We start from the raw sequence: 12,059 nt of genomic DNA on the forward strand, positions 1-12,059 counted from the left end.
ACCGTTCTAGTCTGCTCGGATGCCGACCGAACTCAGCCCCACCGCGCGGGCCCTGCGCGCCATGGAGGTCCTCCGGCAGCGTCCCGGCGTGACGGCCGGTGAGCTGGCCGCGGCCCTGGGCGTGACCGAGCGCGCCGCCCGCCGGTACGTCGGCATCCTGCGCGAGGCGGGCATCCCCGTCGAGTCGGCCAGAGGCCCCTACGGCGGCTACCGGCTCGGCCGCGGCACCAGGCTGCCGCCGGTCGCCTTCACCGAGCCCGAGGCGCTGGCCCTGGTCATGGCGGTGCTCGACGGCCAGCCGGCCGCCGCCGACGCCGACGACCTGGTGGGCACGGCCCTGTCCAAGGTCATCCGGGCCCTGCCGGAAGGCGTCGGACGGCAGGCCGCCGCGCTGCGCGAGCACGCCTCCGCCGCGCCCGACCGGTACGCGGCCCGTCCCGGCGTCGCCGTGACCAGCGCGCTGGTCGCCGCGTCCGCGGGCCGGCGGCGCGTCCGCATCGCCTATCGGAGCGGGTCGGGCACGGAGTGGGAGGCCGAGGTCGACCCCTGGGCGGTCGTCGTCCGGTACGGGCGCTGGTACCTGCTGTGCCACTCCCACCGCGCCGGCGCGATCCGCACCTACCGGGTCGACCGCGTCCGGGCCGTGCACGAGACCGTCCACGGGTTCCGGCCGCCCGACGGGCTGGACCCGGTGGCGGCGCTGGAGGAGAACCTGGGCGCCGGATGGGCGTACGCGGCCCGCGTGGTCTTCGACGCGCCCCTGGCCGAGGTGGCGCCCTGGGTGCGCCCGCCCATGGGACGGCTCGAACCGCACGGCGAGGGCTGCGTGCTGGTCGGCAGCACGGGCAACCCGGCCATGTACGCCCAGGAGTGGCTGCCGGCCGTGCCGTTCGCCTTCCGCGTCGAGGGCGGGCCTGAACTGCGCGCGGCGGTCGCGAGCCTGGCCGCCCGCCTGGCCGCCGCGCTGCCCGGCTAGGCCGCCCGCGCGACCGTCCGGTGCCGGCGGACGCGCGCGCCGAGGATCAGGGCGGCCAGTACGGACGCCGCCGCCGAGGCCAGCAGGATCGCGCCCTTGGCCTGCGTCAGGTGGCCCGGCCCGGCGTAGGACAGCTCGGCGATCAGCAGCGAGACGGTGAAGCCGATGCCGCCCAGCACACCGACCCCGGCGATGTCGCTCCAGCCCAGCCGCGGGTTGAGGTGGGCGCTGGTGAGCCGCGCGGTGAGCCAGGCGGCGCCGACGATGCCGAGCGGCTTGCCGGCCAGCAGCCCGGCCAGCACGCCCCAGGTCACGGTCCCCGTCCAGAAGCCGCCCGCCCCCGACAGGGAGATCCCGGCCGACAGCAGCGCGAACACCGGCAGCACCACCCCGGCGCAGAACGGCCGCAACGCGTGCTCGGCGCGCTGCGAGGGCGGCTCCTGCTCGCCGGCGCGCGGCCTGGTGCGCATCAGCAGGCCCATCGCGACGCCGGCGATGGTCGCGTGCACCCCGCAGGCGTGCACCAGGGCCCAGATCAGCACGGCGAGCGGCCCGTACAGCAGCCAGGCGGGCAGCGCGCGGCGCACGGCGGTGACCGCGCGCCCCCGCCCGTGCTGGAGGTACGCCCACACGCACAGCGCGGCGGCGGCCCCGGCCAGGGCGGCGAGGTTCAGCCCCGAGGTGTAGCCGACGGCGATCACGACGACCGCGCACACGTCGTCCACGGTCGCCAGCGTCAGCAGGAACGTGCGCAGCGGGGCGGGCAGGCCGCGGCCCACGACGGCCAGGACGGCGAGCGCGAAGGCGATGTCGGTGGCCATCGGCACGCCCCAGCCGCGGGCCGCCTCGCCCGGCGCGGCGGCGTTCACCGCCAGGAACAGCAGCGCAGGCACCACCACGCCGCCGAGCGCGGCCACCACGGGCAGCGCGGCGCGGCGCGGGTCGCGCAGCTCGCCGTGCACGAGCTCCTGCTTGAGCTCGTTGCCGACGATGAAGAAGAACACCGCCAGCAGCCCGTCGGCGGCCCACGCCTGCGCGCTCAGGCGCAGGCCCAGCCCCTCCGGGCCGAAGGACCACGTGCGCAGGGCCTCGTAGGAGCCGGCGAGGGACGAGTTGGCCCAGGCCAGCGCGGTCAGGGCGGCGACGATGAGCAGGACGCCGCCGACCGCGTCGGAGCGCAGGGCAGTGATGATCCGCGAGGAGGCAGACATGAAGGGAGAACTCCAGGACGGTACGGAAACGATCGGGCCGCCCAAGGCGCGGCCCACGGCCCCACGGCGACCGCCCCCGGATCACGCCGGGGTGCGGGCGCTCAGCGTCCCTGCGGCGGGCGGATGCCCGCGATGATGCCCCACGTGCTGACGTAGCCGTTCGTGCCGATCGGACGGAACTCCAGCGGGCGCAGCGGACGACCGTGCCGCTCACGCGCGAGGCAGAGGCAGGGGCGGGTTATGTGCACCTTGCCTCCCGTTTGTCCGATCGTGTCCTCCTCCTACCCTACAAGTTCCCGCCGCCCCTTGAATCCGGTACCCGGGTACGGGGTTACCGTCGGCACATGACCGCAGACCTGCCCCTCTCCCCCGGCTGGACGCCGTCCGCCTGCACGCTGCCCACCGCCGAACGGCCGCTGCGGGTGGCCGAGTTCGGCGAGCTGTTCGCGCGCACCGCGCGTACCCGCCGGGGACCGTCGCGCTGCTCACCGTGATCAAGGCCGCCCAGCGGCTCGGCTTCACCCGAGATCGCCGCGCGGATCGCCGACCTGGCCACCGTCCGGGAGTCGCTGACGCAGGTGGTCGCCGCCGGCTGCGACAGCCTGACCGGCTGCACCGGCCCCGGCTGCCCCCTCCCCGCCGCCGCCCGCGCGGATGCGATGTACTGACCGTCATGACGATGATCCGCTCGCTGCTGCTGTTCGCCCTGGCCGCGCTCGCCGAGATCGGCGGCGCGTGGCTGATCTGGCAGGGCGTGCGCGAGCAGCGCGGCCTGCTGTGGATCGGCGGCGGCGTCGTCGCCCTCGGCCTGTACGGCTTCGTCGCCACCCTCCAGCCGGACGCCAACTTCGGCCGCATCCTGGCCGCCTACGGCGGCGTCTTCGTCGCCGGGTCCCTGGTGTGGGGCATGGTCGCCGACGGGTTCCGCCCCGACCGCTGGGACGTCGTCGGCGCCCTGATCTGCCTGGCCGGCGTCCTGGTCATCATGTACGCCCCGCGCGCCTGACCCCGTCCCCGGGGTGCGCGTCCGCCATGACGCGGCGCATGTCGGCGACGGCCCGCAGCGTCCCGCGCAGGGTGCCGGTCACCTTCGAGCGGCCCGCGCGGGGCAGGTAGTCCACGTCCGTCTCGCCGATCCGCCAACCGGCCGCCGCGGCGCGCAGCACCGTCTCCAGCGGGTAGCCGAAGCGGCGGTCGGCCGTCCCGAGCGACAGCAGCGGCACGCGGGCGGCGGCCCGCATCGGCCCGAGGTCGCGCAGCGCCACCCCGGTGCGGCGGCGCAGGCTCCGGGCCAGGACGGCGTTGCCCAGCCGGGCGTGCACGGGCCAGACGCCGGCGCCGCGCGGCCGCCGGCGTCCGAGCACGAGGTCGAGCTCCCCGTCGAGGACGGGCCCGGCCACCCGGGGAAGCTGGGCGGGATCGAGCGAGGCGTCGGCGTCCATGAAGCAGACCAGGTCGGCGGAGGAGGCCAGCAGCCCGGCGTGGCAGGCGGCCCCGAACCCGCGCACGGGCTCGGCGACCACCCGCGCCCCGAGCTCGCGGGCGACCCGCGCCGAGCCGTCGGTGGAGCCGTTGTCGACGACGATCGGACGGTAGCCGGCGGGCATGCGGCCGAGCACCCAGGCGAGCGCGGCCTCCTCGTCCAGGCAGGGCAGGATCACGTCGATCGTCATGACCGGGCGAACTCCGTCATCCCGGACTCGAACCCGATCGCGGCGCGGAAGCCGAGCTCGGCCTCGGCCCGCCGGGGCGAGGCGACGATGTGCCGGACGTCGCCCAGCCGGTAGCCGCCGGTCACCCGCGGGCCCGGGCCGCCGCACCCGGCGGCGAGCACGCGGGCCATCTCCCCCACGGTGCGCGGCGTGCCTGAGGCGATATTCCAGGCCCTCAGCCCGCCGGGCGGCAAGGACGCGGTCAGGGCCGCCAGGTTCGCCCCGGCCACGTCGCGCACGTGGACGAAGTCGCGGAGCTGGCGGCCGTCCTCGAACACCGCCGGCGCCCGGCCGGCCCGCAGCGCGGAGCGGAAGATCGCGGCGACCCCGGCGTACGGGGTGTCGCGCGGCATGCGGGGCCCGTAGACGTTGTGGTACCGCAGGGCCGCGACGGCCCCGCCGGTCTCCCTCGCCCAGTTGGCGGCCAGGTGTTCCTGGGCGAGCTTGCTGGTGGCGTAGGCGTTGCGCGGATCGGTCCGGGCGTCCTCCTCGATCGGCGCCCAGCTCAGGGGCTCGCCGCAGCGCGGGCAGGGCGGCTCGAACCGGCCGCCGTCCAGGTCGTCCGCGGTCCGCGGGCCGGGCCGGACGTCGCCGTGCGCGGCGCAGGCGTAACGTCCCTCGCCGTAGACCACCATCGAGGAGGCCAGCACCAGCCGGGTGATCCCGTGCCTGGCCATGGCGGCCAGCAGCACGGCGGTGCCGAAGACGTTGACGCAGGCGTAGGCGGGCAGGTCGGAGACGTCCACGCCGAGGCCCACCTTGGCCGCCTGGTGCACGACGGCATCGACGCCGGGCAGCAGCGCGTCCAGGGCCGCGGCGTCGCGCACGTCCGCGCCGGTCCGCGTGTCGAGGCCGACGACGTCGTGCCCCGCCGCCTCCAGGGCCTCGGCGACGTGTCCGCCGATGAAGCCGGCCGAGCCGGTGACCATCACTCTCACGCCGCCGACGGTAGCCGCCGGGCCGGGCGGGCCCAAGCCGCGTTCGCGGTTCGTAAGGGTTCTTACGAACGGCGAACGTCAACCGCCGCGGCCCCCTCACACCGGCCCCGGGATGCGAGGCTGCCGCCGTGGACCGGAAGACGACGGCGGCCGCCGGGACGCTCGCCGCCCTGGCGGCCGTGGTGCTGCGGCTGGTGACGGGCCCGCCGCACCTGGGCTGGTACCTGGCGGCCTGGGCGCTGTTCGCAGCGGCGCTGTGGCAGGCCGCCCGGCTGCCGGAGCGGCGGGCGGCCGTCCTGGTCCTGGCCGGCGGGATCACGCTCGCCGCGACCGGCCTGGCGGCCCCGCCGAGCAGCAGCACCGACTCCTTCCGGTACGCCTGGGACGGCCGGGTGCAGGCCGCCGGCATCTCGCCCTACGACCACCCGCCGGCCGACCCGGCGCTCGTCCGGCTGCGCGACGACTGGCTCTTCCCGGCCGCCTGCGACGCCCCGGCCCTGTGGCCCCTGCCCGGCGGCGGCTGCACCCGGATCAACCGCCCCACCGAGCCGACGATCTATCCGCCGGTCGCGCAGGGCTACTTCCTGCTGGTCCACTGGCTGTCGCCGGACGGGGTGCGGCACAAGGCGCTCCAGCTCGGCGGCTTCGCGGCGGCCGTGGCCGTGCTGGCGATCCTGTGCCGGGCGGCGGGGGCCCGGCGGGCGGCGTCCTGGGCGTGGTGCCCGGCCGTGCCGGTGGAGGCGGTGAACAACGCGCACGTCGACCTGCTGGGCGTGCTGCTGGTGGTGCTCGCCTTCACCGCCGTGCGGGGGCGCGGGGCGCTGCTCGGCGCGGCCGTGGCGGCCAAGCTGCTGCCCGTGACCGCGGTGCCCGGCGCGCTGTCCGGGGTGCTGTCCCCGGGCAGGGGGCCGGGTGGGGGTGTGGCCTGGCGGCGGGTGCTCGGCGTCGTCGTGCCCGCCGGGCTCGTGATCGCGCTGTCCTATCTGCCGTACGTGCTGGCCTCGGGCGCCTCGGTGGCGGGCTACCTGCCGGGTTACCTCAAGGAGGAGCGCTACGACGGGCCCGGCGGCGGGAACCGCTACGCCGTCCTGCGGCTGCTCGTGCCGGACGGGTGGGCGCCCTGGGCCGCGGTCGCGCTGCTCGGCCTGGTCGTCCTGGCCGTCCTGCGGTACGGCGACGCCGGGCGGCCCTGGCGCGGCGCGCTGCTGGTCAGCGGCTCCCTCCTGCTGCTGTTCACCCCCGGCTACTCCTGGTACGCGCTGCTCGTCGTCGCCCTGGTCGCGCTGGACGGCCGGTGGGAGTGGCTGGGCGTCGCCCTGGCCGGCGCGGTCGCCTACACCGCCGGCCCGGCGGCCCCGGGCACCCCCGGCACCCCCGCGTACGCCGTGGCCGCCCTGGCCGTGCTGGCCGGCTGGGCCGCGCGCCGGTCTCGCGGCGATCACCTGCTGTCATCGGCACGGAAGGACTGAGGAAGCTGAGCCGTCCCACGTTCGAGCACCTGCCGCAGATCGTGCTCATCGCCAAGGAGCCCGTGGCCGGGCGCGTCAAGACCCGGCTGACGCCCCCGTACAGTCCGGCCGAGGCCGCCGCGCTGGCCGAGGCCGCGCTCCGCGACAGCCTGCGCGCCGTCGCCGCGACCCCCGCCGCCCAGCGGGTCCTCGCCCTGGACGGCCTGCCGGGCCGCTGGCTGCCCCCGGGTTTCGTGGTGATCCCGCAACGCGGCGCCGGCCTGGACGAGCGCCTCGCGGCGGCCTTCGCCGACACTCACCGGCTGCGGCCGGGACCCGTCGTGCTCATCGGCATGGACACCCCGCAGGTCACCCCCGACCTGCTGCGCGAGGCCGGGGAGGCGCTGGCGGACCACGACGCGGTGTACGGCCCGGCGGCCGACGGCGGCTTCTGGCTGCTGGGGCTGCGGCGGCCGGACCCGGCGCTGCTCCTCGGGGTGCCGATGTCGCACCCGGAGACCGGCAAGGTCCAGCTCGACCGGCTCGTCCGCGCGGGCCTGACCGTCCACCACCTGCCCGAACTGATCGACGTCGACACCGCCACAACCGCCACCGAAGTGGCCCACCAGTCCCCCACCACGTACTTCGCCACCACCCTCCGAACCCTGCACCGCGAACAGGCGGCCAGACCGGTGACCGAGGAGAGCCGGGCCACCGGGAGGCCGGGCCGATGATCGGGGAGATCTATGCGGCCGCGCTCGCGGGTGAGCGTGCCGAGATCGAGTACCTGGACGGCACCCGCGCCGAACTGGCGACCGCGCGCTGGTCGGCGCCGATCGACGGCGACGAGGACATCCTGAGCCACTGCCGCAGCCCCACGCTGGACATCGGCTCCGGCCCCGGCCGGCTCACGGCGGCGCTGACCCGGCGCGGCGTCGCCTCGCTCGGCATCGACGTCACGCCGCACGCCGTCGCCCTGACCCGCCGGGCGGGCGGGTTCGCCCTCCTGCGGGACGTCTTCGACGACGTCCCCGGCACCGGCCAGTGGGCGACGGCGTTGCTCGCCGACGGCAACATCGGCATCGGCGGCGACCCCGCCGCCCTGCTCCGCCGGGTCCGGCAGCTCGTGCGGCCGGACGGCACAGTCCTGGCCGAGATCGCCCCGCCCTGGACGCGCAGCCGGGTCGACCGGGTACGCCTGCGCCGGGGCGCGCATACCGGGGAGTGGTTCGGCTGGGCGACCGTCTCAGCGGCCGACATCGGCCGCCTGGCCACGAACGCGGGATTCACGTCCACCCACTGCCACCCGGCACACGACCGCTGGCTGGCCCACCTCCATTAGCCCCAAGGCCCACCCGGCACTGGGATCCAGCGCCGGGCGGGGGCAGCCCAGGGCGCACCGGGGTCAGCGGCGGGCGGGCGGACGGTTGGCGGCGCTCAATCGTCGTCGGCGTCGTCGTCGCTGCCCGCCTTGCCGTGGTCGTCGGCGTCGTCGTCGCCCTTGGCGGTCTGGTTGTGGTCGCCGTCGGTCTTGGCGGTCTGGGCGGCCGTGGGGTCGTCACCGTGGTCGTCGGATTCGTCGTCGGTCTCGTCGGTGAGGACGGTGCCCTTGGCGGCGTCCACGGTGATCTCGCGCTCGGTGCCGTCGGCGGCGTCGATGTCGATCTCCCAGACCTGGCCGGCGTCCTCGTTCTCCAGTTCGGCCGAGGTGACCTTGCCGCCCGGCACCTTCTCCAGCGCCGTCTTCTCGGCCTGCTCCCGGGCGACCGCCGGAGCCGGCGCGGACGTGGGAGCGGACGTGGGGGCAGAGGTGGGGGCAGAGGCGGTGGCGAAGGCGGTGCCGACGCCGGCGGCGAGCACACCGGCCGTGGCCAGTCCAGCGATGATCATAGGCTTACGCATGCGGAATCACTCCGTCGGTTCGGTCGTCGTCCTGACGCCTCCCAGAGTGGCCGCCAGGACGATAGCGACGAACTGCGACAACCCTAACGTCCGGTTAAGACGCCGAACTCCCCCCGCAACCCCCGACGGACCTACTCGTAACGGGCGCGGCGGGCGATCTTCTCGAACCCGAGACCGCCGAAGAGCGCGGCCGAGGCCGGGTTGTTGACGTTGACGTCCAGGAAGACCTGGCCGGCGCCGCCCTCGCGCATACGTCCGAGCGCCGCGACGGCGAGCGCCCGCGCGAGCCCGCGCCGCCGCCACCCCGGCACGGCACCGACCTGGACCAGGAACTCATCCGCGCACGTCACGAACCCGACGGCGACGTCCCCCTCGAACGCCACCAGCGAGCACCCCGGCAGGAACCCGTCGTCGACCAGCCAGTCCACCCACTGCTCCCGCGTCCACCCGGGAAAGCCCGGACGGTCGGCGAAGGACGCGGAGTACGCCTGGTGGAACGCTCCTTCGGTGAGGGGCGACCACTCCTCGACCGTCACCTGCGCCGGCATCGGGACGTCCGGCAGCGGCCGGGCCAGGTCGCGCCGGAAGACGTCCTCGGCGAACGTCTGGCGGAACCCGCGCGCCAGGAAGAGCTCGTGCGCCTGCGGGGTCAGCGACTCGGTCTCCAGCCGCACCTTCCCGGGCTCGGCGGCCAGCCGGTCGAGCAGGCCCGACCCCAGCCCCCGTCCGCGGTGGTCGGGGTCGACCAGGCCGGTCGCCGCCGACGTCTCGCCCACCGGCCGCACGGCCCCGCAGGCCACCAGCCGCCCGTCCGTGAACGCGCCCACCGCGATGCCCGTGATGTACCGGCGTTCCAGGAAGGAGGGCGACGCGGTGGCCGGGAGCCCGCCGTCGTGCGCCGCGCACCTGCCGGCCAGCCCCGTGATCGCCGGCAGGTCCGTGGCGGACAGCGCGGCCCATTCGAGGTCGATGGTCACCATGGTCTCCTTCGCATGGGGATGATCAAGTATGTCACCACGCGGGGCCGCTCCGGAGAAGAGCCGGTCAGCCGCTTCGGGGGACGCAGTCGAGGACGACGTTGCCGAGCGGCGTGTGACGCACCCCGGCCACGTCCAGCCCGGCCGCGTCGGCGAGCGCGGCGTAGTCGGCGACGGTGCGCTCCCGGCCGCCGCTGATCACCAGCATGCGCAGGTCCATCTCGGCGAACATGGCCGGGGCGTCGCCGGCGCCGCCGCGGGACTCGATCACGACGACCCGTCCGTGCGGCCCGGCCGCGTCGGCGCAGCGCCGCAGGACGCGCGCGGCGTCGGCGTCGTCCCAGTCGTGGATCACGCGCCTGAGCACGTAGACGTCGCCGCCCGGGGGCAGCGGCTCGAAGAAGCTCTGGCCGGCGAACGCGCACCGCCCGTCCAGCCCGAGCCCGGTCAGGTGCCGCCGGCCCCGCTCCAGCGTGTCTGGCAGGTCGACGAGCGTGGCCCGCAGCCCCGGGTGGGCCCTCAGCATCTCGGCGATCAGCGCGCCGGTGCCGCCGCCGACGTCCACGACGTGCCGTACGCCGGACCAGTCGTACCCCTCTGCCGCGTCGGCGAGGTCGTCGGCGCCGGCGGCCATCAGGGCGTCGAACGACTCGCCGACCTGCCGGTGGGCGGCCAGATGGCGCCAGATCGGGGCGCCGTGGACGCTCTCCCACGCGGGCCGCCCGGTGCGGACGGTGTGCAGCAGGCCGGTGAACGCGACGTCCATCTGCCCGCCGAAGCCGTCGAGGTCGAGCCGGTCGCGCATCATGGAGGGATGGCCGGAGGCCAGCAGCGCGGCGGGCTCGTTGACCGCGAACACGCCGGGCTCCCGTTCGGCGTAGACGCCGTGGCAGGCGAGGTGGCGCAGCATCCGGCCCAGGGCGTCGGGGTCGGCGCCCGACCGGCGGGCCAGCTCCTCGACGGGCAGCTCGTCGCCGCCCATCAGATCGGTCAGGCGCAGGGTGGCCGCGACGCGAACGGCCATCGGGGTCACCATGTCCGTGACGGGGGCCAGCACCTCCCACGCCGCCTGCCACGCCGTCGGGTGGACGGTCTCGTCGCCGGTGCCTGTCACGGCCGCAGCCCCCTTCTCCCGAAAGGATCAAGGCTCGCCCGCAACCTACCACGCGATCCCCGGCCCGTCCCGCCGCGCGCACCCTGGCGCGGGGGCCGCCTCCGGGGAGTGCGTCACCCCAGGAGCCTGGAGAACAGTGATCCGAGGCCGAGGCCGCCCAGGAGCGACGCCGGCCGGTCCTGCTCGGCGGTCGCCGCCGCCGACAGGGGCACGTCGGCAGCGGGGCAGGCCGCCGGGGGCCGGCCGGTCAGGACGTCCAGCGTCCTTCTGACGCCGAGCGCGTCGAGCAGCGACACCCGGGACGACGAGGCCGTGACCGACATGCCGTCGTCGCCGGCGCGGATGGTCGAGGCGCCGTCGGTGACGCAGGTCTCGGGCCGGTTGACCAGCGCTTCGAGCACCGCCGTGGCCCCCGCGGCGTCCAGCAGGGACGACGGCTCGGCCTCGGCCGACGACCCGGCGGCCGACGTGCCGGTCTCAGCCCAGCCGGTGTCCGACGTGACGGTGTCCGACGTGACGGTGTCCGACGTGACGGGAGCCGACGTGACGGGAGCCGACGTGCCGGGGGCAGGTGGGCAGCCCAGGGCGTCGGCGACGAGCGGCTCCAGGATCCGTCGGGCCAGCGTGTCGCCGTCCGCCGCGGTCGGCCGGGTCTCCTGCGTGCCGCCGTCCGGCCTGCTCACCCCGATCTCCTGCTCGACGTCGAGCAGGAAGGCGTCGAGCACGCCGGGGAACTCGGCGGCCTCGGCGAACGACGCGTCCGCCGAACGCGGCAGCGCCCCGGGCCGGTCCGCCGGGCGGACGAGCCCTTGCAGGAACGTCCGCACGGCCGAGGTGTCGAGCAGGGTGCCCGCCGTGACCGAGGGCCCGCCGGTGATCTCCAGCCGGGCGGCGAAGCACGGAGCGGCGGCCGCGCTGCCGTCCTCGGCCGCCGCCGGGCCCGCCGCCGTGAGCAGCCCCGTTGCGGCCAGGCCGAGGACGGCGATCGTTCTCTTGCACATGGGTGTCTCCCTGCGACGTTACGTGATCATCCGCAGCGATCATTACCCATTGCAGTGGATCAACTACTCTATGAATGTTTCTAGCCCTCTTTACCCGCCGAAACCGGGTCACCGGGCATGCTCTACCGTCTGCTGAGCGAGCGACGTCGAGCGGAAGGACCCCCATGAGCCCCCTGAACGGCACCGGCCGGAGCGCCGAGGAGCTGACCGAGCGGGTGCACGCCCTGCTCGCCTCCCCCAGGCCGTGGTCGGTCACCCAGATCGGCGACCCCGTGCTGCGCAGGACCGCCGAGCCGTACGACGGCCAGCTCTCCGACGCCCTCCTGCGCGAGCTGCTCGACGCGATGTTCCGGCACCTGCCGGGCGTGGGGGTGGGCCTGGCCGCGCCGCAGGTCGGCATCCCGCTGGCGCTGGCGGTCATCGAGGACCCGGCCGAGCTGCCGCCCGACCTGGCCGCCGAGCGCGAACGCGTGCCGCAGCCGCCGCTGGAGCTGGTCAACCCCGTCGTGACGCCCGTCGGTTCCGGTCTCCGGGCGTTCTACGAGGGATGCCTCAGCGTGGAGGGGCTGACCGCCGTCGTCCCGAGGCACGCGCGGGTGCGGCTGTCGGCCCTCGACGGGGACGGCCGCCCGTACGAGATGGAGCTGTCCGGCTGGCCGGCCCGCATCGCCCAGCACGAGACCGACCACCTGAACGGCGCGATCTACCTCGACCGCGCCGACCTGCGCTCGCTGTCGACCACCGCCAACCACGAGCGTCTCCTGGCCCCCCGGCCCTGAC

Annotated in this window: 15 protein-coding genes; 7 read left to right on the forward strand and 8 right to left on the reverse strand. The window is 75.8% G+C overall.

The window, feature by feature from the left end; genetic code table 11:
* The first annotated feature begins 19 nt into the window (after nt 1-19).
* Complete coding sequence (locus ACIBQ8_RS01915) at nt 20-976, forward strand: helix-turn-helix transcriptional regulator (protein ID WP_397190719.1); 957 nt, start codon at nt 20-22, stop codon at nt 974-976.
* On the opposite strand, the gene nhaA is transcribed toward ACIBQ8_RS01915, so the two are convergent.
* Both nhaA and ACIBQ8_RS01925 read right to left on the reverse strand, forming a co-directional pair.
* Nucleotides 973-2,187 carry a Na+/H+ antiporter NhaA gene (nhaA, locus tag ACIBQ8_RS01920; RefSeq protein WP_397168226.1) on the reverse strand — a complete coding sequence of 405 codons (1,215 nt, stop codon included), beginning with the start codon at nt 2,185-2,187 and terminating at the stop codon, nt 973-975. The two genes, ACIBQ8_RS01915 and nhaA, sit on opposite strands and share 4 nt — an antisense overlap.
* A gap of 101 nt (nt 2,188-2,288) precedes the next feature.
* Entirely contained in the window at nt 2,289-2,435 is a 147-nt protein-coding gene (locus ACIBQ8_RS01925) for a hypothetical protein (RefSeq protein WP_397168228.1), read from the reverse strand.
* Between the two features lie 96 nt (nt 2,436-2,531).
* Between ACIBQ8_RS01925 and ACIBQ8_RS01930 the strand changes: the two genes are divergently transcribed.
* On the forward strand, nt 2,532-2,681 hold the full coding sequence (locus tag ACIBQ8_RS01930) for a hypothetical protein (protein ID WP_397168229.1): 150 nt from the start codon (nt 2,532-2,534) through the stop codon (nt 2,679-2,681).
* Nucleotides 2,682-2,860: 179 nt separating this feature from the next.
* A complete protein-coding gene (locus tag ACIBQ8_RS01935; protein WP_352325964.1) occupies nt 2,861-3,193 on the forward strand; it encodes a YnfA family protein in 333 nt (110 codons plus the stop codon).
* Here ACIBQ8_RS01935 and ACIBQ8_RS01940 read toward each other — a convergent pair.
* Entirely contained in the window at nt 3,171-3,860 is a 690-nt protein-coding gene (locus ACIBQ8_RS01940) for a glycosyltransferase family 2 protein (RefSeq protein ID WP_397168231.1), read from the reverse strand. The two genes, ACIBQ8_RS01935 and ACIBQ8_RS01940, sit on opposite strands and share 23 nt — an antisense overlap.
* Nucleotides 3,857-4,837, reverse strand: coding sequence for an NAD-dependent epimerase/dehydratase family protein (locus ACIBQ8_RS01945; RefSeq protein WP_397168233.1), 981 nt, complete (start codon nt 4,835-4,837; stop codon nt 3,857-3,859). Before ACIBQ8_RS01945 ends, ACIBQ8_RS01940 begins: the two co-directional genes overlap by 4 nt.
* 128 nt (nt 4,838-4,965) lie before the next feature.
* Between ACIBQ8_RS01945 and ACIBQ8_RS01950 the strand changes: the two genes are divergently transcribed.
* From ACIBQ8_RS01950 to ACIBQ8_RS01960, 3 genes are read left to right on the forward strand one after another with little or no spacing between them, the layout of a single operon-like run.
* Entirely contained in the window at nt 4,966-6,306 is a 1,341-nt protein-coding gene (locus ACIBQ8_RS01950) for a glycosyltransferase 87 family protein (protein ID WP_397190721.1), read from the forward strand.
* 41 nt (nt 6,307-6,347) lie between these two features.
* Nucleotides 6,348-7,019 carry a TIGR04282 family arsenosugar biosynthesis glycosyltransferase gene (locus tag ACIBQ8_RS01955; RefSeq protein WP_397190722.1) on the forward strand — a complete coding sequence of 224 codons (672 nt, stop codon included), beginning with the start codon at nt 6,348-6,350 and terminating at the stop codon, nt 7,017-7,019.
* Nucleotides 7,016-7,627, forward strand: a complete 612-nt coding sequence (locus ACIBQ8_RS01960) for a class I SAM-dependent methyltransferase (protein ID WP_397190723.1) — start codon at nt 7,016-7,018, stop codon at nt 7,625-7,627. Before ACIBQ8_RS01955 ends, ACIBQ8_RS01960 begins: the two co-directional genes overlap by 4 nt.
* 95 nt (nt 7,628-7,722) lie before the next feature.
* Here ACIBQ8_RS01960 and ACIBQ8_RS01965 read toward each other — a convergent pair whose 3' ends face one another.
* From ACIBQ8_RS01965 to ACIBQ8_RS01980, 4 genes are all read right to left on the reverse strand, one after another.
* The gene (locus tag ACIBQ8_RS01965) at nt 7,723-8,187 is read right to left on the reverse strand and encodes a PepSY domain-containing protein (protein WP_397190724.1); all 465 of its coding nucleotides are present in this window, start codon (nt 8,185-8,187) and stop codon (nt 7,723-7,725) included.
* Between the two features lie 131 nt (nt 8,188-8,318).
* The gene (locus ACIBQ8_RS01970) at nt 8,319-9,167 is read right to left on the reverse strand and encodes a GNAT family N-acetyltransferase (protein ID WP_397190725.1); all 849 of its coding nucleotides are present in this window, start codon (nt 9,165-9,167) and stop codon (nt 8,319-8,321) included.
* 64 nt (nt 9,168-9,231) lie between these two features.
* A complete protein-coding gene (locus ACIBQ8_RS01975; protein WP_397190726.1) occupies nt 9,232-10,278 on the reverse strand; it encodes a methyltransferase in 1,047 nt (348 codons plus the stop codon).
* Between the two features lie 113 nt (nt 10,279-10,391).
* Nucleotides 10,392-11,279, reverse strand: a complete 888-nt coding sequence (locus ACIBQ8_RS01980) for a hypothetical protein (protein WP_397190727.1) — start codon at nt 11,277-11,279, stop codon at nt 10,392-10,394.
* A 164-nt stretch (nt 11,280-11,443) separates the two neighbouring features.
* On the opposite strand from ACIBQ8_RS01980, the gene ACIBQ8_RS01985 reads away from it, so the two are divergent.
* Complete coding sequence (locus tag ACIBQ8_RS01985; protein ID WP_397190728.1) at nt 11,444-12,058, forward strand: peptide deformylase; 615 nt, start codon at nt 11,444-11,446, stop codon at nt 12,056-12,058.
* Nucleotide 12,059 lies beyond the last annotated feature (1 nt).

The organism is Nonomuraea sp. NPDC049646 (genome assembly GCF_044465525.1).
Lineage (GTDB): Bacteria > Actinomycetota > Actinomycetes > Streptosporangiales > Streptosporangiaceae > Nonomuraea.

Coding starts and splice junctions, on each gene's coding strand:
- ACIBQ8_RS01970 (WP_397190725.1), bottom strand. CDS start 9,167: ATGGTGACCATCGACCTCGAATGGGCCGCGCTGTCCGCCACGGACCTG.
- ACIBQ8_RS01930 (WP_397168229.1), top strand. CDS start 2,532: ATGACCGCAGACCTGCCCCTCTCCCCCGGCTGGACGCCGTCCGCCTGC.
- ACIBQ8_RS01980 (WP_397190727.1), bottom strand. CDS start 11,279: ATGTGCAAGAGAACGATCGCCGTCCTCGGCCTGGCCGCAACGGGGCTG.
- ACIBQ8_RS01940 (WP_397168231.1), bottom strand. CDS start 3,860: ATGACGATCGACGTGATCCTGCCCTGCCTGGACGAGGAGGCCGCGCTC.
- ACIBQ8_RS01935 (WP_352325964.1), top strand. CDS start 2,861: ATGACGATGATCCGCTCGCTGCTGCTGTTCGCCCTGGCCGCGCTCGCC.
- ACIBQ8_RS01960 (WP_397190723.1), top strand. CDS start 7,016: ATGATCGGGGAGATCTATGCGGCCGCGCTCGCGGGTGAGCGTGCCGAG.
- ACIBQ8_RS01965 (WP_397190724.1), bottom strand. CDS start 8,187: ATGCGTAAGCCTATGATCATCGCTGGACTGGCCACGGCCGGTGTGCTC.
- nhaA (WP_397168226.1), bottom strand. CDS start 2,187: ATGTCTGCCTCCTCGCGGATCATCACTGCCCTGCGCTCCGACGCGGTC.
- ACIBQ8_RS01985 (WP_397190728.1), top strand. CDS start 11,444: ATGAGCCCCCTGAACGGCACCGGCCGGAGCGCCGAGGAGCTGACCGAG.
- ACIBQ8_RS01915 (WP_397190719.1), top strand. CDS start 20: ATGCCGACCGAACTCAGCCCCACCGCGCGGGCCCTGCGCGCCATGGAG.